Origin of the sequence: Microbacterium sp. NPDC055988 (assembly GCF_042269505.1) — a bacterium.
GTDB lineage: Bacteria > Actinomycetota > Actinomycetes > Actinomycetales > Microbacteriaceae > Microbacterium.
Window position 1 is genome coordinate 2,688,023 of sequence record NZ_JBHJXY010000001.1, and the last position, 21,159, is coordinate 2,709,181.

Sequence of the window (21,159 nt, forward strand, 5' to 3'; positions counted from 1 at the left end):
CCGACCCGTCGCAGATCCATCGGAGGCAGCACGTGGCTGAGACGAAGACGCATCGCGTCACGGTTGCGCAGCGCCCGCTGCTGCTCTCCTGGGCGGGGGTCACCGATCTCGGTCGTCGCCGGGAGACCAACCAGGATGCGTTCCTGGCCGAGTTCCCGCTGTTCGTCGTCGCAGACGGCATGGGCGGTCACGCCGGTGGAGAGATCGCGAGTCGCAGCACGGTGGAGCGACTCCAGGCCGTGGTCTCCGCGGGGGACGTCAACGCTCCGGCCATCGAGCAGGCGCTCGAACGTGCGGTGAGTGACATCGCCGATCACCCCGACACGACCGACGAGGGCACCGGAACCACGCTCACCGGTGTCTTCTTCGTCGTCGACGGTGACGAAGCCCGGTGGGTGGCTCTGAACATCGGAGACTCCCGCGTCTACCTTCTTCGCGATGACCGACTCGTCCAGGTCACGACGGATCATTCCGTGGTGCAGGAGCTGATCACCGCGGGCAAGCTCAGCCCGGAAGAGGCGGAGGGGCACCCGTACAGCAACGTGATCACGAGGGCCGTGGGAGCGAGCGAGCTCACGGCGCCGGACTACGTCACGATCGATGTGCGTGCGGGCGACCGGTTCGTCATCTGCTCCGACGGGCTCACCAAAGAGCTCACAGACTATGGGATCCAGCACTTCCTCCGGGAGCACCACGATCCGAGCCGCAGCGTGGAGGCGATGCTCGCCGCCGCGCTCGAGAACGGCGGGCGTGACAACGTGACGCTCATCATCGTGCAGGTCGAAGACGAGGACGACTCGTCCTCCCCAATCGAGGACACCGCAGAGTAGCCGCTCGGCGCTGTGGACAGCGCCGTCACGTCGAGGGGAATGCGATCCACTGGACGCATGGAACCCCATTCGATCGTGCTCCCGACGGCTTCCGCACCCTCTCGTCGTGCCCCCGTACCGTTCATGGCGGCGATCGTCCCGGTGGCCGGAGGTGTGGTGCTGTCGCTGATCACCGGTTCGGTGTTCGCGCTGTGCTTCGCGGCCCTGGGGCCCTTGATGATCGTGGCATCGCTCGTCGACGCTGCTCGAAACCGGCGACGCGAACGTCGGCGTGACGCCGCACGGTCCGAGCAGGACTGGGCGACCGCCGAGGCCGAGCTCGAGCTCCGTCACCAGGAAGAGCGCGAGGACAGGTGGCTGCGGCACCCTGACACGGCTGCGAGCCTCGCGCAGCCTCCTCTGCGTGGTGCACAGCCGCCGGACTCCCTGACATCGCTCGTGGTCGGCACCGGGAGCTCGCCGAGCGGAATACGATGCAGCGGAGGCGAAGACGGTCGCGGTCGGGACTTCCGCGAGCGATGCGGAGTCCTCGAGGGCGCCCCGATCGTGGTGCCGTTGGGCGGAGGGGTGTGTCTTCGAGGTGCGCGGCCGATGATCATGGCCGCGGCACGCGCGCTCGTGCTGCAGCTGAGCCTTCGGTTCAGCGCAGCGCAGCTCTCCCTCGTCGGCACAGAGGTCCGAGATTGCGGGCTCGACGCCCTCCCGCACGCGCGGCGCGCACGCAGGGGCGGTTTCAGGGTCGGCATCGGCTCGGGCGCAGCGATCCGGATCGACGCAGATGCCCTGATCTGGCTGGCTCCAGCCGACGCCGAAGTTCCGGAGGGGATCACCACGGTGATCGACGTGGTGGAACCGGGACGGTCCCGCCTGCGCACTCCGCAGGGCACCGCTGTCATCGCGGTGGAGTGCGTCTCGCTCGAGCAGGCGTCCCTCATCGCCCGTGAGCACGCAGCGGCGGGCGTCGAGCTCGACGTGCTTCCGGACTTCGTCGCTCTGCACGAACTCGAGCAACCGACGCCCGACCCGCAGCGCATCGATGGTCTGGCCGCGGCGATCGGCCGGACCGAGCGGGGGCAGATGGTGGTCGACATCGTCGAGGACGGGCCGCATGCCATCGTCACCGGAACGACAGGCACGGGCAAGAGCGAGCTTCTGGTCAGTTGGGTCACGGCCATCGCCGCTGCCAACGGGCCGGACCGAGTGACATTCGTGCTCGCCGACTTCAAAGGGGGGACCGCGTTCGAGCCGTTGCGCGAACTGCGGCAGGTCGCAGCAGTCATCACGGATCTCGATGAGGACGGTGCCCGACGCGGAGTCTCGAGCCTCACCGCCGAGCTGCGGCGAAGGGAGGGTGTTCTCGCCGACGCAGGCGCGCGGGATGTACGAGAGGTCGGGATGCCGCGGTTGGTCATCGTCGTGGACGAGTTCGCGGCACTGCTGGCGGAGCATCCCGACCTGGGGGCCGTCTTCACCGACGTCGCCGCCCGGGGCCGCGCGCTGGGCATGCACCTGATCCTCGGCACGCAGCGCGCGGCCGGGGTCGTACGGGATGCGCTGGCGGCCAACTGTCCGCTCCGCGTCAGCCTGCGCGTCGGTGACGCCGCAGACAGCAGGCTCATGATCGGGACGGACGCCGCGGCCGAGCTTCCCGGCGGCGCGCATTCGCGGGGCCTCGCACTCGTCCGTCGTCCGGCCGATTCCGAGCCGTCGGCGATGCGCATCGCTCTGACGGGGCCGGCCGATCTGCGAGCGGTCGGGCAACGCTGGGCGGCAGCGGACGGGCCCCGCAGCCCCTGGCTCCCCGCGCTTCCCCGACGGATCGCCCTCGCCGACCTCGTCACGTCCACCAGCCTGGCTCCGGATGTGATCGTGCTCGGTCGTGCCGACGATCCGGAGCGCCAAGCCCAACCGCTCGAACTCTTGCACTGCGGGCAGGATCGAGGAATCGTGCTGCTGGGCGCGCCGGGGTCGGGCCGCTCCACCGCATTACGAGCACTGGCTGCGCAACGCCCGGATGCGGTGTGGATGCCACACGACGCAGAGGCGGCGTGGGACCTCCTCGAGGGGTGGGCGATCGAGACAGGACGGATGCCTTCCCTCGTCCTCGGCGACGACATCGACGGGCTGCTCTCTACTCTGCCGCCCGAGTACGGTCAGCAGTGGGCGCAATGGTGGGAGATGCTCGTCCGCGCCCGCGCTGACACGACCTTCGTGCTCACGGCGACCAGGGCAGCGGGACCCCTGGGACGGATGCTCGACGCCCTGCCGCGACGAGCACTGCTCCGCCTGTCGAGCAGAGTGGAGCATCTCGCGGCAGGGGGAGAGGCATCGTCGTTCATCCGCGACCGATCTCCCGGACGCGCCCGCATCGGCGATCGCGAGGTGCAGTTGGCATGGGTCCCCGAAGACGCGGGGATCACACCTGTGGCCGGCGCGCATGCTGTCTGGGTGCCGTCGTGCGCCATTACCGCCGTCGTGAGTACGGGAGCCGCTTCGGTGGCATCGACCCTGCGGGAGGCGCATCAGGAGTCCGAGGTGATCGTCGCCGGAGCGGAGCCGACACAACCGGGCCGTTCGTGCATCGTCGTGGGAGAAGCGGAGGCGTGGCAGCGTAATTGGTCTTTGTGGCAGCGCATCCGCGCGGAGGGTGAGGTGCTGATCCGAGTAGAGCAGCACGCCGATCTCCGCCAGCTCGCCGGCGTGCGGGAGCTCCCGCCCTACGCTCGCCCCCATGCGGGACGTGCCTGGTCGTTGCGCGGTGCCGGAGCGCCGAGGCGCGTCATCCTTCGCGGGTTGTCTCCGTGTTGAGCAGCGCGATCGGCGCAGCGGGAAAGAACCGGTGCGTCAGATTCCGGCGCCGGGCCGGATCGCACCGACGATCGAGCCGCCTCCCGAAATCGTGAGAGGGAGTGCGTCCGCCAGCGTCGCGACCTCCGCGCCGGTCAGGCCCCCTGCGCGCTCGAGGAGCGTCGCCGCCACGATCGTCGAAGCGCGCGTCGCACCGTCCAGCATCTTCAACGCGACGGTCGTGCCGTTCGGGGCGACCATCACCATGACGCCCTCGGCGCCGTGCTTTGTGAAGACCCCGAGCTTCTCGATCGCGATCGTGTCGGGGCGGCCGGGGCCCTCGATCGTCCAGGGGCTCTCCCGCACTGCCCGCACCAGCGAACCGGCGACGCGATGAAGGGCGAAAGGCGAGCGGTCCGATGCCGTGCCGATGCGGTGGATGCCCCGCGCGAGGGCGGTGAGGGTCATGGCGTGGACCGGCGCTCCGCACCCGTCGACAGCCGTGTGGGCGACCTTCTCGCCCGTGAGGCGCTCGACGACATCGCGGATGTGCACCTGAAGCGGATGCGACGGGTCGAGGTAGCCGTCGGTCGGCCAACCGGTCGCCACGCACGCGCGCAGCATCGCGGCGTGCTTTCCGGAGCAGTTCATGCGCACGCGCGCCGGCTCGCCGTGCTCACGGACGAGTTCATCGCGCGTCGCCGAGTCACTCGGCCACGACGCCGGGCACGCCAGGTCGTCCTCGGTCAGCCCGCCCTCGGTGAGGATGTCGCGAACCACGGATGCGTGCCGGTCGGTACCGATATGGCTCGCCGTGGAGATCGCGAGCTGTTCGCCTTCGAGCACCGCACCCGCGGTGATGCATGCCACCGCCTGCAGGGGCTTGAGGCTCGAGCGGGGCAGGATCAGCGCGTCGGCGTTGCCGTGGCGGGCGACGATGTCGCCGTCGGATGAGAGTACGATCGCTGCGCCCGCATGACGGGATTCGACGAATCCGCTCCGTTCGACGACGGCGAGTTCCACGGAATCCTGAACGGTGAGAGTCTCCAGCACCCGTCAACTCTAGCGCCGGGCACGCGATCGCTCACCTCGGGTCGGCGGCCCCTGGCAGACTTGAGGACATGGCAGAGTCGACCCCCCGCGCCCTCGGCGAACATCACTATGCGCTCACCTCGGTCTGGACCGGAAACACCGGTACGGGCACCTCGGGCTACCGGGACTACCGCCGCGAGGTGACCATCGAAGTCGACGGCAAGCCGGAGCTGCTCGCCTCGGCCGACAAGCCCTTCCGCGGCGATCCCTCGCGTTGGAATCCGGAAGACCTCCTGCTCGCGTCGCTCTCCGAGTGCCATCTGCTCTCGTACCTGCATGCCTGCGTGACAGCCGGTGTGGTCGTCGTCTCCTACCGCGACGAGGCGAGCGGGATGATGCGCGAAGACGGCAAGGGCGGTGGTTCGTTCGTCGAGGTGATGCTGCGCCCCGAGGTCGTCGTCGCGGATGCATCGATGATCGAGGCGGCCGAGCGCGCCCACGCGCAGGCGAACGGATGGTGCTTCATCGCGAACTCGATGAACTTCCCCGTGCGCCACGAGGCGACCGTCCGCGCGGTCGACTGATTCGGAGCGGCGCAGGCGTCAGCGGCGCTCGTGGGGCAGGGCCTGCTTGATCTTCTCGATCGTGCCCTGCGCGGGAGCCTCGTTGTACGCCCCTGCGAGCTCCTGACCGGAGAGGCCGTGGATCGCGGCCATGATCTCGTCGGTCGCGAGGCGACGCGCGCGCCCGCTGGTCGCTGGTCCGTGCGGTGACAGGTCCAGCGGTTCGCCGAACCGGACGGTGATGCGCTCCTTGAGCGTCGGCATCTTCGCGCCGACGGGCATCACCTTATCTGTTCCGATCAGCCCGACCGGCACGACGGGGGCGCCGGTCTGGAGCGCGAGGAACGCGACCCCGGTACGCCCCTTGTACAGGCGACCGTCCGTGGATCGTGTGCCCTCGGGGTAGAGCGCGACGGCGAGTCCCTCGTCGAGGAGCTGCCGCTGCAGGTCGAGAGCATCCAGGGCTGCTTGGCCCGCTCCCCGGCGAACGGGGATGGCGCCGATCGACTCGAAGAAGGTCTTGCTCATCCAGCCCTGGAACCCGGTGCCTTCGAAATACGTCGATTTGGCGAGGAAGTGCACGGGTCGAGGAGCAGCGACGGGGATCGCGATCGAGTCGATGAAGGACAGATGGTTGCTGGCGAAGATGACGGGCCCGGTCAGCGGAACGTTCTCGCGGCCCTCGATCTTCGGCCGGTACACGAGCCGGGCGAGCGGGGTGATGAGGCTGCGGCCGAGCGTGTAGGCGAACCCGGCGTGACGTGGCTTGGCAGTCTCATCTGACGACGAGGATTCCTCTTCTGACGAGGATTCGGGCTCGACGGACTGCTCAGAGGTCATCAGAGCAGGTTACTCCCGGATCCATGCCTGCGTGGGAATGAAGGGTTGCGCCGCGCCTCCCAGCGGGGGCAAAGGGGTATGCGGCAGGATGGAGGTTCCCACCCGCGATCCCGAGGTCTCACTGTGCGCAAGCGTCCGCTCATCGTTCTGTCCACCGTCGCCGCGGCGACCCTGCTGCTGGCGGGCTGCTCCGGCAGCTCCGCGCCGTCGAGCTCCGGCACGCCGAGCCCGACCGCTTCGAGTGAGTGCTTGCTGGACGCGAAGCCGGGTGAGACGTCCGACGCGGTCGTCGTCGAAGGAGAAGGCGTCGACGCGAAGGTCACCGTGCCCGCAGACGCGCCGTTCGCCGACGTCGAGCGAACGATCATCTCCGAGGGAGATGGTGACGAGGTCGTCGCGAACGACCTCGTGGGTGTGAAGTTCCAGATCGTCGACGCGGCGACGGGTGAGGTCGTCGACTCTTCTGCTCGCAGCGAGGGAGGAGAAGCCTCCGTCCTGCTCGACCAGAACAGTGCGTCGCTGTTCATCGCCGCCCTCGAGTGCCAGCCTCTCGGCACGCAGGTGGTTCTCGCGCTCCCCGGAAAGGTCTTCGGCGAGGGTGGTACCGCCAAGGTCGTGTACGCCGAGGCTGTCGAGCAGCTCCCCGAGGTGGCGACCGGCAAGGACGTCGACCCGACCCCGGGCATGCCGACCGTCAAGCTCGATGACAACGGCAAGCCCTCCGTCAAGATCCCGGACGGGGATGCGCCGACCGAGACGAAGGTCGCCGTCCTCAAGCAGGGTGATGGGGCCACAGTCGGCTCCGGTGACCTCGTTGTCGTCCAGTACCTCGGCGTCAAATGGTCTGACGGCGAGGAGTTCGACTCCAGCTGGAGCCGCGACGCCGCGCCCACCCAATTCCAGACCACGGGTGTGGTCGCCGGTTTCCAGAAGGCGCTCGAAGGACAGAAGGTCGGCTCTCAGGTCGTCGTCGTCATGCCGCCGTCGGACGGCTACGGTGCCAGCGAAGGACACGAACTCCAGAAGGAGAGCCTCGTCTTCGTCGTCGACATCCTCGCCACCACGCCCGTCCAGCAGTAGCCGCAGCAGGGTCGAGGACGTGTCCTAGGCTGGCGTCATGCGTCGCATCATCGTCCTCGGCTCCACCGGCTCCATCGGCACCCAGGCGCTGGATGTCATCCGTGCGAATCCTCGTCGGTTCGAACTGGTCGGTCTCGCCGCCGGTTCCAACGCCGAGATGCTGGGAGAGCAGGCTGCGCAGTTCCAGGTCGAGGACACCGCGCTCGGCGCCGACCAGGCCGAGCAACTCGTCCGAGACGTCGAAGCCGATGTCGTGCTCAACGCGATCACCGGCTCGATCGGACTCGGATCGACCCTCGCGGCACTGAAGGCGGGACGCACGCTCGCCCTGGCCAACAAGGAATCTTTGATCGTCGGTGGGGATCTGGTGCTCGCCGCCGCCGCCCCCGGACAGATCGTCCCGGTGGACTCCGAGCACTCCGCGCTGGCGCAGGCCCTGCTCGCCGGCACCCACGCGGAGGTGCGTCGGCTCGTCGTGACAGCATCCGGCGGCCCGTTCCGAGGCCGTACCCGCGCAGAACTGAACGACGTCACCCCTGCGGAGGCCCTTGCGCACCCGACGTGGGACATGGGGCGCATGGTCACCACGAACTCGGCCACGCTCGTGAACAAGGGGCTCGAGGTCATCGAGGCGCACCTGCTGTTCGACGTCGCCTACGACGACATCGAGGTCGTCGTGCATCCGCAGTCCATCGTGCATTCGATGGTCGAGTTCATCGACGGGTCCACCATCGCCCAGGCATCTCCGCCCGACATGCGACTTCCGATCTCACTCGGACTGGACTGGCCGCACCGCGTCGGGGGCGTCGGACGACCGCTCGACTGGACCACGGCGTCGTCGTGGACCTTCGAACCGCTCGACGGCGAGGCCTTTCCATCGGTCGCGCTGGCGAAGGCCGTCGGTCGGGCCGGTGGCACCTTCCCCGCCGTCTACAACGCGGCGAACGAGCAGGCTGTCGATGCCTTCCACGAGGGCCGGCTGTCGTTCCTCGGCATCGTCGACACGATCGCGCGTGTCGTCGATGCTCATGACGCGCCCGACGCGCTGACCGTCGAGACTCTCGCCGCGGCCGAATCCTGGGCGCGCACGACCGCAGATCGGATGATCGCGGTGAGCTGAGCGGAACCCGGAGCAGCTTCTGCCGCCCCGGCCGACCGGATCAGTCCTCGTCGGGGTATGGGACGGGCCAGCGGGGTTCGGGAACCGGCCAGCCTGCGGCGAGGAGAGCCCTGCGGGCCAGCTCGCGCGCCGAATAGGGCGTACGCACCCCGCGGATGTCGCGGTAGTCCTGGTGGCCGGGCCCCGCCCAGAGGATCGCGTCGCCGTCGCCCACGAGTCCGACCGCGGTGACGATCGCGTTCTCGGGCGGAGAGGCCTCGTGGATCTCGGCATCCGGTCTTGCCGTGCGCGCGCCCTCGATGAGGGTCGCGCGAATGGAGGCCGGATCTTCGAACCGGGGGTGATGGTCGGTGACGACGAGGATGTCGCTTCCCTCGACGGCAGTGCGCGCCATGTCGAACCGCTTGCTCGCGTCACGGTCGCCGTCGGCGCCGAAGAGCATCAGTACCTTGCCCGGCGTCACGCGGCGCACCGCGGCGAGAGTCTTCTCGAAGGCGTCGGGGGAGTGGCCGAAGTCGACGAACACCGCCGGGCCGCGTTCACCGGACACGAGCTGCGTGCGACCGGGGAGGTAGGCGCGGATGCCCTCGTCGCGGGCGAGAGCGTCGACGATGCGCTGCCAGTCGTAGCCGCCCTCGAGCAGCATCACGATCGCGAGCGCGGCGTTCGCGGCCATGTGCGGACCGATCACCGGGACGGTGGTCGTGAGTGAGCCGGCGGGGCCGGTCATCGTGAAGGTCGTGCCCGCCGCACGTTCGTCGTCGATGACGACGACCCAGTCCGCGGCGCCCGCGGCCTCCGGGTCTGCGGCGATGGAGGGCGTTCCCACCGTGACGACGGGGATCTCAGAGCGGTCGACCACGACCGTGCCGGACGGCGAGTCGAGGCAGATGACGCCGCGCTTGGCGCGGTCCGGCCGGAAGAGCGGGAGCTTCGCCTCGAAGTACTCCTCCATGTCGGCGTAGTCGTCGAGGTGGTCGTGGCTGAGGTTGGTGAAGCCGGCGACGTCGAATCGGATGCCGTCGACACGGTGACGCGACAGGGCCTGTGCGCTGACCTCGACGGCGACGGCTTCGACCTCGCGCTCTCGCATCAGCGCCAGCAGCGCGTGCATCTCGGAAGCCTCGGGCGTCGTCAGCCGCGAGACGATGACCTCGCCGGCGATGTGACGTTCAGCGGTCGAGGAGAGTCCGGTGACGACGCCGATCTGGTCGAGGATGCCCTCGAGCAGGTGCGAGACGCTGGTCTTCCCGTTCGTCCCCGTCGTCGCGAAGAGCAGCGGAAGCGGGTCATCCGCGCCAGTGCCGTACACCCAGGCGCTCAGGTCGCCGAGCACCGCGCGAGGATCGTCGACCACGAGGATCGGCAGTCCCGCCGCCTCGGCGATCGCGGCGCCGGGCTCGTCGGTGATGACGGCGACGGCGCCCTTCTCGGCAGCGGCGACGGCGAAGTCCGCCCCGTGCCGATTGACGCCCTGGATCGCGACGAACGCCTCACCCGGGCGGAGATCCGCCGTGGCGAGGGTGATGCCGGAGAGGGCGACCCCGTCGGTGTCGCCGCGCACACTGCGGGCGAAACGGGAAGCGAGTTCGGACAGCTCACGCCGGGGCGGGTTCGCGGGGCGGAGCACGGGAGGCAGGCTCGGTTGTTGTTCAATCGACATGTCGGATCCATGATCTCACGGCGGCACGGTGAACACCTCTGCGGCACGACTCCTCGCGCGCCGCGAGTGCGGCGCACGAGGAGTCGTGGCCCGGCGTCAGGCGCGGCGACGGTATGCGAGGATCGCGACGATCAGCGCCGCGATGCCGGCGACGAGTCCGCCGGCTCCGAGCGCGATCCCCAGCGGATCGGTCGAGGTCGGCGTCGCCGCGGTCGCCTCGGAGGAGTCGGCGGCGTCATGATCGCCGTGGCCATCGGCCGCGGCAGCGGTGACGGAGACCACCGGCGCCGGCGCGTCCAGGCTGTGCGGGTCCTCACCGTTCTCGGCGAGCTGTGTCCATTCGGTCTTGCCGTCGACGCACTCCTGCACGACAGGGAACGCCAGCGTTTCGGGCGTGCTCTCGTCGAGGCCGACCGACATGCTCACCGCTCCGCGGAGGTCGTTCGGCACGGGGGTGAGTGCCGTGTAGGTCACGGCGCTCACGAGACCGTCATCGCCGCGCTCGACCGCGATGTTCCAGTCGCCGTCCATCGTCGGCGCCACGGATGCGAGACCCTCCGGCATCGTGATGCGGAGGGCGGTGGTGGGGGAGTTCTCGCATCCGTGCGAGAACGAGAAGGTGAGCACGCCATGGTCGCCGGCGGTGAGTTCGTCGGGGCTGACCCCGACGTGTGCGCCTGCCATGGACGGGACGGCCAGGGCGAGGACGACGCCGCCGAGGACGCCGGCGGTGGCGAGGGCGGGGCGTCGGGCACGGGTGGTACGGGACATGAAAAACTCCTGAGGCTCGAAAAGCGGGCGCGCGACGGCGCACCCGGCGAAGGGATGGTGCCGCGAGGAATGCGGCGAACTCCGGTGCGACGGACCGCTGATCGATCAGTCGCGGATGAGCGCAGGTGGCCCGCGTCGGGGCACGGCGGCCAAGACCGCGGCATCGAACGATGGCAGGAGAGTGGAACGCAGACGCGGTGGCCGGGGGTGCTCTGCCGGGGCGACCGTAGCGGCTCGCTGCAACATCGCCTCGACCCATCGCACGACGCTTCTCAGGAGCGCCTCGCCGTGCCAGACGAGCACAGTCGTGAGCAGGGCGGCGGCGATGTGCGCGAGCAGCATCATCGTGGTGAGGGAGGTCTCGGCGGTCGCCGGACCGAGAAGATCGAGATCCAGGTGGTGGTCGTGGCCGACGACACCGACCGTGTCGGCCCCGGTCGGCGATCCCAGTGCCTGGAACAGCAGGTGGAACGCGCCCTGTGCGACGAAGACGGCGGCCGCGACGCGACCGCGTGACTGCCTGCTGCCCACGAGCAGTGCCGAAAACGGTGTGAGCAGGGTTGCGACCGCGAGGATCAGCAGCGGATGCGGGGCGGCGCCGCCTCCGAACGTGTGAGAGAGCGCCGCGAGCAGAGTCGCGACGGAGGATACGGCGGCGGCGCGGAGGAGTCGCAGCTGCCGGGCATTCACGCTTCCACCCTAGCCGCGCCCGCGTCGTCGGGCGGATTCCTAGCTGGGGGCAGTACCGTTGGCACGTGGAATTCCTGCTCTATCTGGGCGGCATCCTCTTCATGCTGATCGGCCTCGGCCTCTCGATCGGTCTGCACGAGGTCGGCCATCTCGTCCCCGCGAAGCTCTTCGGCGTGCGCGTCGGCCAATACATGATCGGTTTCGGGCCGCGGCTGTGGTCGAAGCGGATCGGCGAGACCGAGTACGGATTCAAGATGCTTCCGCTGGGTGGCTTCATCTCGATGTCCGGGATGTATCCGCCCTCGAAGAGCACCGGCCCCGCCTCCGGGATGTTCCGGTCGCTCATCCAGGATGCCCGGTCCGCGAACGACGAGACCATCGCCGAAGGTGCGGAGGATCGTGTCTTCTACCGCCTGCCGGTGTGGAAGCGCGTGATCGTGATGCTCGGTGGGCCGGTGATGAACCTGATCCTGGCGACCGTGATCTTCACCGTGCTCGTGTCCGGCATCGGCGTGCAGCAGGGGACCACGACCATCGCGTCGGTGACGGAGTGCGTGGTGCCGGCCGGCTCGACCCAGACCGAGTGCACTCCGGACGATCCGGAGTCGCCGGCGGCCGAGGCCGGCATCGAGCCGGGCGACGTGATCGTGTCGGTCGACGGCCAGCCCGTATCGAACTTCGCCGAGGCGACGGCGATCGTCCAGGCGGCTCCCGGCGAGACGCTCGACATGGTGGTGCTCCGTGACGGCGTCGAGGAGACCCTGAGCATCACGCCGATCGCTGCGGAGCGCACGATCACGGATGCGGCCGGCCAGCCAGTCCTCGACGACTCCGGCGAACCCGTGGTCAAGGAGGTCGGCTACGTCGGCATGGGCTCGCAGATGGGCTATGTGCAGCAGCCCCTGAGCGCGGGACCGCAGATGGCCGCCGAGAACGTCGCCAGGGTCGGCTCGCTGATCGTCACGCTGCCCGTGCGGCTCTGGGACATCGGCGTCTCCCTGGTCACGGGTGGCGAGCGCGACCCGAACGGACCGCTGAGCGTGGTCGGTGTCGGTCGGCTCGCCGGCGAGGTGGCGGCGACGGATGCGCCCATCCTCAACAGGTTCGCGATCCTGCTCGGGCTGCTGGGATCGCTGAACATCGCCCTCTTCGTGTTCAACCTGATCCCGCTGCTGCCGCTCGACGGCGGTCACATCGTCGTCGCCCTGTGGGACGGCATCAAGCGAGCCTGGGCGAAGCTATTCCGTCGACCGCCGCCGGCACCCGTCGATGCCACGAAACTCGTGCCGCTGACAGTCGTGGTCGCCGTGTTGCTGATAGCGATGGGCGCGCTGCTCCTGATCGCCGATCTCTTCAATCCCGTCGATCTCCTCGGCTGACCCACCCGGGTCACGCTGTGCTGTCGAGCGCGCTCAGGCGAGAGCGTGCGACACGAGGCGCTCGAGCGTCCGGATGCCGTCGCGCGACAGGATGGACTCGAGATGCCCCTGCACGGAAGCGAAGTGCGGGCCACGAAGGGCGTACACGTCGCCCGAGGACGCGTCCGCCGAGATCTCGGCCGCTTCGACCGTCGTCGTCTCGGGGTCGACGCGTGCGGTGAAGGTGTTGTAGAAGCCGATCGAGGCGTCTTCCCCGAACACCGGGACCGACTTCTGCAGGCCCTGGTGCGGGGCGTCGAGCGGAGTCAGCGCGATCCCGAGTCGATGGGCGAGGATCTGGTGGCTGAGGCACACGGCCAGCAGCGGTGAGCCCGCTTCGAGGCGGCGGCCGACCACGTCGCGCATCCGAGCGATCCGGCCGTTCTCCTCGTCCCGGGGGTCGCCCGGGCCGGGACCCGCGACGACGAGGTCGGCGGCATCGAGGTCCGCATCCTGCACGTCGCTCCAGCCGGCGATCGTGACGGTCAGGCCGAGGTGACGGAGCTGATGGGCGAGCATGGTCGTGAACCGATCCTCCGCATCCACCACCAGGGCGGTGCGTCCGACGAACGGGCCGGTGAAATCCTCGCCCTGCGGGTTCAGCCAGAACTCGGCGAGACGGGCATTGCGCGACGAGAGCAGGGCAGCGACCTGCGGATCGTCACCGAGGGCGCGCTTCTCTGCCGGGGCGTCGGCATCGCTGCGTGCCTCAGCCACGCGGTCTCGCTCGATCGCACCGATGGCGCCCAGCACGCCGGCCGCCTTTCCGTGGGTCTCGGATACCTCGCCCTGGGGATCGGAATGACGCACCAGGGTGGCGCCGACGGGCACGCTGAGCTGCCCGTCCTGCAGATACACGGTGCGGATCAAGATCGGGGCATCGAGGTCGTGGCCGCCATCGGCGTTCGGGGTGAACAGTGCCGCGACTCCCGAGTAGTATCCGCGCGGCTTTCGCTCGTGGCGCCGGATCACGGCGCAGGCGTTCTGCATCGGGGATCCGGTCACGGTCGGTGCGAACATCGTCTCGCGCAGGATGTCGCGCGGGTCGAGGGCGCTGCGTCCGCGCAGCATGTACTCGGTGTGTGTGAGTCGGGACATCTCCTTCAGGTGCGGACCGGTGATGCGTCCCCCGTCGGAGCAGACCGCGCTCATCATCTTGAGCTCTTCGTCCACGACCATGAACAGCTCCTCGGTCTCCTTGGTGGAGGCGAGGAAATCGATCAGCGTTTCTTTGGTGGCGCCGCCGGCCGGGTGACGGAACGTCCCGGAGATCGGGTTCATCGTGACGATCCCCTCGCGAGCGACGACGTGCGCCTCGGGGCTCGCGCCGACCGCGATGTGGCCGGGGGTGAAGACCGCGAACGTCCAGTATGCGCCGCGCTCGTGCGTGAGCAGGGCACGGAACCAGGTCAGCGCGGCTGTCCGGTCGTCCACGTCGATGTTCGCGGCGAAGTCGCGCCGGATGACGAAGTTCGCGCCCTCGCCTCGACCGATCTCGTCGGCGATGACCTTCTCGACGATCGCCGCATACTCCGCATCCGCGATGTCGAATCCGTCGTCGTGCAGTGGCACCGGATCCGACGGGAGCGCGGCGAGGAGCTCCGTGGTCGGCAGGTGGAGGTGTTCGTCGACGATCACGCATCGGAGCGGGGCGCCGTCGTCCTGGGCGACGAATCCGCGTTCGCGAACCTGACGATAGGGGACCAGCGCGAAGATCTCGCGCGGGGTGCCGTCGATGGCGAGCGGGATGTCGGCGAGCAGCTCGACATCCCTCACGTCGCCGCTGAGGAGCTCGACGGTGTCTGCGCCGTCGCGGGCGATCAGCACGAAGGATGCCGCCGGGTCGGCGCTGAGCTCTGCGAGTCGTGAGAGGGTCATCGATGTCTCCTGTGCAAGGCTCCGGCTCGGCGCAACGAAAAAACCGCCCGGGAGGCGGTCTGGATTCGTGGGAACGCGAACACACCGCCTAGAAGGCGGGCCACCAGGTGAAGTTCGCGAGCATGGGGCCGAAACTACCACATCGCCGGTGGCGGGTCTCGCGCGGTGACGTCACCAGATGCTTCCGCCGGGCACCTCGACCTCGGCATCGAGCGCGTGGTCGACGACGACGCGCACCGCACGCGCCAAGTCCTCGTCGGGGAGGTGCGGGGCGTCCGCCGGTGCGGCGCTGGTCGACCACGGAAGGTGGACGAACCCCGCGACCGTCTTCGCCGAGACAGCCCCCAGTGCGGTGTAGAGGACGTGATTGCACACGTAGGAACCCGCGGAGAGCGAGAGCTGCGCCGGCAGACCGTGCGAGGAGAGGATCTGGACCAGGCGTTTGACCGGAAGCGTCGCGAAGCGGGCGGCGGGACCATCGGGTTCGCAGGGTGCATCGAGCGGCTGCGCGCCGTCGTTGTCGGGGATGCGTGCGTCCATCAGGTTCACACCGATGCGCTCCATCGCGATCTGTCGACTCCCTCCGGCGAGCCCGGTGGCGATGACGGCGTCGGGGGAGTGCCGCGCGATCAGGGCCCGGAGGCGGCGCGCGGAGGATGCGAACGCGACGGGCAGCGTCTCGGCGATGAGCTCGTGCGGACCGTCGTAGTCGCCTGCGACGGCGTTCACGGCATCGGCCGATGGGTTGTGGTCCGCGCCGCCGAAGGGCTCGAACCCGGTGAGGAGAAGGACCGCCATGAGTTCAGCGTACGGGCCGACTTCCAGCCCTCATGCATCCTGGCGGCGTAGGCTTGGGGCGTGCCAGCAGTGAACCTCGGAATGCCGAAGATCCCCGAAGTCCTCGCCCCGCGTCGCAAGTCCCGCCAGATCAAGGTGGGCAAGGTGCTCGTGGGCGGCGACGCTCCCGTCAGCGTGCAGTCGATGACGACCACCAAGACGACAGACATCAACGGGACGCTGCAGCAGATCGCCGAGCTCACGGCGTCCGGCTGCGAGATCGTGCGTGTCGCCGTTCCTCACCAGGATGATGCCGACGCGCTGAAGATCATCGCGATGAAGAGTCAGATCCCGGTGATCGCCGACATCCACTTCCAGCCGCGCTACATCTACACGGCGATCGACGCCGGGTGCGGTGCGGTTCGCGTCAACCCGGGGAACATCCGCGAGTTCGATGGGAACGTCGGGAAGATCGCCGAGGCCGCGAAGGCCGCCGGCGTCTCGCTCCGCATCGGTGTGAACGCCGGATCGCTGGATCGTCGCATCCTCGCGAAGCACGGTAAGGCGACTGCGGAAGCGCTCGTGGAGAGCGCCGTCTGGGAGGCGTCGCTGTTCGAGGAGCACGATTTCCACGACTTCAAGATCTCGGTCAAGCACAACGACCCGATCGTCATGGTGAAGGCCTATCGCCAGCTCGCAGAGCGCGGCGACTGGCCCCTGCATCTGGGCGTGACCGAGGCCGGTCCCGCCTTCCAGGGCACGATCAAGAGTGCGACGGCCTTCGGCATCCTTCTCGGCGAAGGAATCGGGGACACCATCCGCGTGTCCCTCTCGGCTCCCCCCGCCGAGGAGGTCAAGGTCGGCCACCAGATCCTGCAGTCGCTCAACCTGCGTGAGCGCAAGCTCGAGATCGTGTCGTGCCCGTCGTGCGGTCGCGCCCAGGTCGACGTGTACACGCTGGCGGAAGACGTCACGGAGGGGCTCAAAGACATGACCGTGCCGTTGCGCGTCGCCGTCATGGGGTGCGTCGTCAACGGTCCCGGCGAGGCGCGCGAGGCGGACCTCGGCGTGGCGTCCGGCAACGGCAAGGGGCAGATCTTCGTCAAGGGCGAGGTCATCAAGACCGTGCCGGAAGCCGAGATCGTCGCGACCCTGATCGAAGAGGCGAACCGGATCGCCGCCGAGATGGGGCCCGAAGCGCCGCTCGGCACCGCTCAGGTCGTCGCGGTCTGACCACAGCGGATTCCGCGCCGCGCCGATCGCACCGTCGCGTGGAGGAGTCCGAGCTTTCTCCGCCTCCACGGGCGGACGCACCATCGTCGAATTCGAGGAGAGCCATGTCGACGCCCACCATCGTGTCCTTCGCAGGCGGCACCACCACCGGGGACGGCACGGTCACCCGGGTGGAGAGCGGGCCCGACGGGACGGTCGTGGTCGTCGACGCGACGCCGTTCCACCCGGTCGACCACACCTGGCCCGACCAGCCGGGTGATGCCGGCACGATCGCCGCGGGAGACGAGTCGGTGACGGTCAGCGAGGCGCTGATGGCTGCGGCCTCCGATGAGGGCGAGTTCGCCGTCGGGCGCGACATCCCCGCCAAGCGCGGTGCCGAGGGGTGGACCTGGCTCGTCGCACACCGCATCGACGGCGCGGCTCCCGCGTGGCTGGCCGAAGGTGCTCGCGTACGGCTGACCGTCGACGGCGCGCGGCGCGAAGGACTCAGCCGCGGCCACACCGCCTGCCACCTCGCCTCGCTCGCTCTGGACCTCGCCGTCGCGGACCTGTGGCGGAAGGATCCGGGCGAGGATGCGCTCGGGAATCCCGACTTCGAGGGGCGCGCCAATCAGTCCAGCCGTATCCACGAAGACGGCGCGGTCGATGAGTACCGTCTGGGCAAGAGCCTTCGCCGTGCGGGCTTCGACACCGAGACCTTCGCGGCGACCGTCGCCGACCGGGAGCAGCGGATCAACGCCCAGCTCGCCGCGTGGATCGCCGCCGGCGCCACCAGCCGGATCGAGACGGAGGGGCCGACGATCGTTGACCGGCGACGTTGGCGCTGTGCGCTCCCCGAAGGTGAGGCCGTGATCCTGTGCGGCGGCACCCACGTCGAATCGCTGACCGAGTTCGCGGCCGTCTCCGTGTCTCTCGACCTGAGCGACCCGCAGCTCCTCGTGATGACGACGAGTGCAGCCCCGGCAGTGCCCTAGGCCCACCATCGAGCCGCCTCCGCGAGCGTGAGCGGTGACGGACCTCGACCTCCGCCGCAGGTCAAAACCACTTCTCAGACCGCGAACTCCACCTCGCCCGCGGCGATGTCAGCGCGCACGATGCTCAATCGCACGACACTTCCCGGCTCCGCGCCCGTCGGCAACGGTGCTGTGGCGGTGACGGCCGGGTCCGCGATCTGGACGAGCGCACGCTCGCCGCGCAGCTCGATCACGGTCGCGTCGATGGCTGTCCCCACCAACGGGGTGAGCAGGGCGGCCTCGACGCTGTTGATCGTCGCCGTGTTCAGGCGGGATGCGCGCTGAGCAGACTCCTGCATGAGGGCCGGGAGCTCCGACAGCGATTCCCGCGCCCACTCCGGGATCGCCTCGCCGTTCGATACCGCGAGGCAGATCGTGAGCACCCAACGGTCGACGAGCCGGCGCAGGGGAGCCGTCGCGTGAGCATAGGGGGAGGCGATGGCCGCCTGTACGGCGTTCGACGGCGATTCGCCGTCGAACACCAGATACCCCGCACCGCGGAACAGCGACGCCGCGGCCTCGAGCACCGGAAGCGTCATGGGGTCCGTGCGGTCGAGGGCGCGAAGGTACTCACCGTACGTGCCCGACGCCCAGGGGCGCCCGAGCGCCTCGGTCTGAAGGCGGAACGCCGTGAAGGCGGCATCGTCCGGCTCGGGCATCGTGCGCAGGATGCCGACGCCGGCTCCGAGCATCAGGGACGCCGCGGCCATCCCCGTCATGAGGGAGAGTTGGGCGTTCCACTCCTCGACGGGGAAAGGGCTGCGGCGCTCGATCGCGTAGGTCCCGTCCGCGTCGCGGACGACCTCCTCGTCGGGGAGGTTGAGGCTCGCCCCGCCTCGCAGGCGCTCCTGTTCGAGGCGCAGCGACCCGATCTCCGGAAGCAGTGCCGCGGGGCCGTCTTCGCCGAGATCGAGTGATCGTTGTGTCGTCACGTAGTCGAGTTGCGCGCGCGAGCGGATGAGCGCACGTTCCAGCCGGAACTCCGTGACCACGCCGGCGGCGTCCAGGGAGAAGGTCCACACGAGTGCCGGTCTGTCGACGTCGGCGAGCAGGGAAGCCCGATCTTCGCTCAGCGTGGTCGGATGCAACGGGATCCTGCCGTCGGCCGCGTACAGCGTCTGGCCGCGTCGACGGGACTCGGCATCCACCGCTCCTCCCGGTCTGACGAACGCGGGGACGTCCGCGATCGCGTAGCGGACGGTGTAGCCCGAGCCGTCCCGCTCCAGATGGAAGGCCTGATCGAGGTCACGCGAGCCCTCAGGGTCGAGAGTCGCGAACGGCATGTGCCGCAGGTCGAGCGCCGGTTCGGACGCTGTGGCGTCCTCGGCCTCGGCGAGCACCGCGGGAGGAAAATCTCCCGGCGTCTCCGCGTTCTCGCGCAGAATGGCGAGCGCGGCAGCGAGTTCGGTCTGGACGGCGGAGGGGGCGACGTGTGATCTGCGCTGCGGCATGGCTCCCACCCTAGGTGCGCCGGCAGAGCTCTTCACGGTGAAGGTAGTGGCGCGTAACATGTTACCGAGCCACGATCCCGGGCGTGCCCGGGGAAGGAGGAGTCATGAAGGCGCTCGTTTTCCACGGTCCCGGCCGCAAGCGTTGGGAAGATGTCCCGGATCCGAAGATCCTGGCTGCGACCGACGCGATCGTCCGCATCGAGAGCACGACGATCTGCGGCACCGATCTCCACATCCTCAAAGGCGACGTTCCCGCTGTGGCTGAAGGCCGCATCCTCGGGCACGAGGGAGTGGGCGTCGTCACAGAGGTCGGCGACGCCGTGACCGGCCTCGCGGCCGGGGACCGCGTGATCATCTCCTGCATCAGCGCGTGCGGCAAATGCGAGTTCTGCGTGGCAGGTCTGCAGTCGCACTGCCTCGCGGCGGAGGGCGCGTCGGGCATCGGATGGATCCTCGGACACCTGATCGACGGAACCCAGGCCGAGTTCGTGCGCGTTCCTTTCGCGGAGACCTCTCTGCAAAGGCTCCCCGACGCGATCCCGCCCGAGACGGCGGTGCTCCTGAGCGACATCCTCCCCACCGGACACGAGATCGGCGTGCAGTACGGCGGAGTCAAGGCGGGAGACGTCGTCGCGGTCGTCGGTGCCGGACCGGTCGGTCTCGCCGCGATCATGACGGCTCAGCTCTACGGCCCCAGCAAGGTCATCGCCATCGATCTCGACGCCAATCGCGCCGAGCTCGCGCAGCAATTCGGCGCCACCCACTCGGTCGTCTCCTCGGACACCGACTGGCGCGACCAGGTGCTGGCCCTCACGGATGGGCTCGGGGTGGATGTCGCGATCGAGGCGGTGGGCATCTCGCAGACGTGGGGCATGGTGCTGGAAATCGTCCGGCCCGGCGGTCACGCGGCGAACGTGGGGGTTCACGGTTCACCGGTGGACTTCCCGCTGGACAGGCTGTGGATTCAGAACCTCACGATCACGACGGGGCTCGTCAACACGAATACCGCGCGGATGCTGACGAAGCTCGTCGCGGAGCAGCGCATCGACCCGAGCGGGTTCGTCAGCCATCTGTTCGCTCTCGACGACATCGAGAGTGCGTACGACACGTTCGGCCGTGCGGCGGAGACCAAGGCTCTCAAGGTGGTGCTCAACGCCTGATGCGCCGAACTCGGCCCGGCCGTGCGCATCCCGCGTTAGCGTGTAGTCATGACGACTGCAGCCAAGGCCCAGACCCTTGTCGGACTCTATGACGCTCCGGAGATCCTCCGGGTCGTGAACGTGTGGGATGTCGTGTCCGCGCGGGCGGTCGCCGCCCTCCCGGAGACGAAGGCGCTCGCCACCGCGGGCCACGGCATCGCCGCGTCCTTCGGCTACGAAGATGGTGCGACTCCCCGCGAGGTCATGATCGACATGGTGGGGCGGATCGCCGCCGCCGTCCAGGTTCCCGTCACGGCCGACCTCGACGACGGCTACGGCGACGCGGGGGAGACCACGCGCCTCGCCATCGCGGCCGGAGTCGTAGGCGCGAACGTCGAAGATCGGCTCAAGCCGCTGGGCGAATCCATCGCCGCGGTCGAGGCGATCGTCAAGGCGGCGGAGGCCGAGGGCGTGCCCTTCGCGCTCAATGCCCGCACCGATGCCTTCGTCCGCGCCGGCGCACGCCCGGTGCCGCAGAGCATCGCCGACGCGATTCAGCGCGGGCGCGCCTACCTCGACGCCGGAGCGACGGCCGTGTTCGTCCCCGGCATCCTCGACATGAACGTCACCCGTCAGCTCGTCGAGGGCATCGGAGAGCGCAAGGTCAGCGTGATCGGCATTCCCGGCGCTCTCGCTGCGTCGGAGTACGAGAAGCTCGGGGTCGCCCGCATCTCGTACGGTCCGCTCCCGCAGCGGGTCGCGCTCACCGCACTCCAGGAGCTCGCGGCTGACCTGTACGCCGGCGGCGTCGTCCCGGCGAACCTCCCTGCCCTCAACTGACGGCGTCGAAGACGAGTGACCGCGGCTCACTAGA

General features: G+C 69.1%; 18 protein-coding genes. 10 read left to right on the top strand and 8 right to left on the bottom strand.

Translation table 11 applies throughout. The features are described 5' to 3' along the window. Positions 1-32 precede the first annotated feature (32 nt). The gene (locus ACFC14_RS12840) at positions 33-830 is read left to right on the top strand and encodes a PP2C family protein-serine/threonine phosphatase (RefSeq protein WP_376105029.1); all 798 of its coding nucleotides are present in this window, start codon (positions 33-35) and stop codon (positions 828-830) included. A 57-nt stretch (positions 831-887) separates the two neighbouring features. Beyond that, positions 888-3,638: an FtsK/SpoIIIE domain-containing protein gene (locus ACFC14_RS12845; RefSeq protein ID WP_376105032.1), complete on the top strand. Its 2,751-nt coding sequence runs from the start codon at positions 888-890 to the stop codon at positions 3,636-3,638. Positions 3,639-3,674: 36 nt separating this feature from the next. Here the strand turns inward: ACFC14_RS12845 and ACFC14_RS12850 are convergent, their stop codons facing one another. After that, positions 3,675-4,670: an asparaginase gene (locus ACFC14_RS12850; RefSeq protein ID WP_376105035.1), complete on the bottom strand. Its 996-nt coding sequence runs from the start codon at positions 4,668-4,670 to the stop codon at positions 3,675-3,677. 68 nt (positions 4,671-4,738) lie between these two features. Here ACFC14_RS12850 and ACFC14_RS12855 point away from each other — a divergent pair, with 68 nt between their 5' ends. Continuing rightward, positions 4,739-5,233, top strand: coding sequence for an OsmC family protein (locus ACFC14_RS12855; protein ID WP_376105037.1), 495 nt, complete (start codon positions 4,739-4,741; stop codon positions 5,231-5,233). Between the two features lie 18 nt (positions 5,234-5,251). On the opposite strand, the gene ACFC14_RS12860 is transcribed toward ACFC14_RS12855, so the two are convergent. Beyond that, on the bottom strand, positions 5,252-6,052 hold the full coding sequence (locus tag ACFC14_RS12860; protein WP_376105040.1) for a lysophospholipid acyltransferase family protein: 801 nt from the start codon (positions 6,050-6,052) through the stop codon (positions 5,252-5,254). Between the two features lie 123 nt (positions 6,053-6,175). Here ACFC14_RS12860 and ACFC14_RS12865 point away from each other — a divergent pair, with 123 nt between their 5' ends. Then, the gene (locus ACFC14_RS12865) at positions 6,176-7,132 is read left to right on the top strand and encodes an FKBP-type peptidyl-prolyl cis-trans isomerase (RefSeq protein ID WP_376105043.1); all 957 of its coding nucleotides are present in this window, start codon (positions 6,176-6,178) and stop codon (positions 7,130-7,132) included. A gap of 37 nt (positions 7,133-7,169) precedes the next feature. Continuing rightward, a complete protein-coding gene (gene dxr / locus ACFC14_RS12870) occupies positions 7,170-8,252 on the top strand; it encodes a 1-deoxy-D-xylulose-5-phosphate reductoisomerase (RefSeq protein ID WP_376105046.1) in 1,083 nt (360 codons plus the stop codon). A 40-nt stretch (positions 8,253-8,292) separates the two neighbouring features. Here the strand turns inward: dxr and ACFC14_RS12875 are convergent, their stop codons facing one another. The 3 genes from ACFC14_RS12875 to ACFC14_RS12885 form a co-directional block, all read right to left on the bottom strand. Next, positions 8,293-9,915 carry a Mur ligase family protein gene (locus ACFC14_RS12875; protein ID WP_376105049.1) on the bottom strand — a complete coding sequence of 541 codons (1,623 nt, stop codon included), beginning with the start codon at positions 9,913-9,915 and terminating at the stop codon, positions 8,293-8,295. Between the two features lie 96 nt (positions 9,916-10,011). Next, on the bottom strand, positions 10,012-10,686 hold the full coding sequence (locus ACFC14_RS12880; RefSeq protein WP_376105052.1) for a YcnI family protein: 675 nt from the start codon (positions 10,684-10,686) through the stop codon (positions 10,012-10,014). 105 nt (positions 10,687-10,791) lie between these two features. Continuing rightward, positions 10,792-11,376, bottom strand: a complete 585-nt coding sequence (locus tag ACFC14_RS12885; RefSeq protein WP_376105055.1) for a hypothetical protein — start codon at positions 11,374-11,376, stop codon at positions 10,792-10,794. Between the two features lie 65 nt (positions 11,377-11,441). On the opposite strand from ACFC14_RS12885, the gene ACFC14_RS12890 reads away from it, so the two are divergent. Continuing rightward, positions 11,442-12,755 (top strand): RIP metalloprotease, encoded by a 1,314-nt coding sequence (locus ACFC14_RS12890; RefSeq protein WP_376105057.1) that lies wholly within the window; start codon positions 11,442-11,444, stop codon positions 12,753-12,755. Between the two features lie 33 nt (positions 12,756-12,788). On the opposite strand, the gene ACFC14_RS12895 is transcribed toward ACFC14_RS12890, so the two are convergent. Together ACFC14_RS12895 and ACFC14_RS12900 are read right to left on the bottom strand one after the other, a co-directional pair. Then, positions 12,789-14,672 (bottom strand): anthranilate synthase family protein, encoded by a 1,884-nt coding sequence (locus tag ACFC14_RS12895; protein ID WP_376105060.1) that lies wholly within the window; start codon positions 14,670-14,672, stop codon positions 12,789-12,791. Between the two features lie 171 nt (positions 14,673-14,843). Then, positions 14,844-15,470 (bottom strand): pyroglutamyl-peptidase I, encoded by a 627-nt coding sequence (locus tag ACFC14_RS12900; RefSeq protein WP_376105062.1) that lies wholly within the window; start codon positions 15,468-15,470, stop codon positions 14,844-14,846. Positions 15,471-15,551: 81 nt separating this feature from the next. Between ACFC14_RS12900 and ispG the strand changes: the two genes are divergently transcribed. Together ispG and ACFC14_RS12910 are read left to right on the top strand one after the other, a co-directional pair. Further along, positions 15,552-16,682 (top strand): flavodoxin-dependent (E)-4-hydroxy-3-methylbut-2-enyl-diphosphate synthase, encoded by a 1,131-nt coding sequence (gene ispG / locus ACFC14_RS12905; protein ID WP_376107198.1) that lies wholly within the window; start codon positions 15,552-15,554, stop codon positions 16,680-16,682. A 104-nt stretch (positions 16,683-16,786) separates the two neighbouring features. Next, positions 16,787-17,656 (top strand): hypothetical protein, encoded by an 870-nt coding sequence (locus tag ACFC14_RS12910; RefSeq protein WP_376105065.1) that lies wholly within the window; start codon positions 16,787-16,789, stop codon positions 17,654-17,656. Between the two features lie 74 nt (positions 17,657-17,730). Here ACFC14_RS12910 and ACFC14_RS12915 read toward each other — a convergent pair whose 3' ends face one another. Next, positions 17,731-19,146: an RNB domain-containing ribonuclease gene (locus ACFC14_RS12915; RefSeq protein ID WP_376105068.1), complete on the bottom strand. Its 1,416-nt coding sequence runs from the start codon at positions 19,144-19,146 to the stop codon at positions 17,731-17,733. Positions 19,147-19,250: 104 nt separating this feature from the next. Between ACFC14_RS12915 and ACFC14_RS12920 the strand changes: the two genes are divergently transcribed. Both ACFC14_RS12920 and ACFC14_RS12925 read left to right on the top strand, forming a co-directional pair. After that, positions 19,251-20,306, top strand: coding sequence for a zinc-dependent alcohol dehydrogenase family protein (locus tag ACFC14_RS12920; protein ID WP_376105071.1), 1,056 nt, complete (start codon positions 19,251-19,253; stop codon positions 20,304-20,306). A gap of 48 nt (positions 20,307-20,354) precedes the next feature. Continuing rightward, the gene (locus ACFC14_RS12925; RefSeq protein WP_376105074.1) at positions 20,355-21,125 is read left to right on the top strand and encodes an isocitrate lyase/phosphoenolpyruvate mutase family protein; all 771 of its coding nucleotides are present in this window, start codon (positions 20,355-20,357) and stop codon (positions 21,123-21,125) included. Positions 21,126-21,159: the final 34 nt, after the last annotated feature.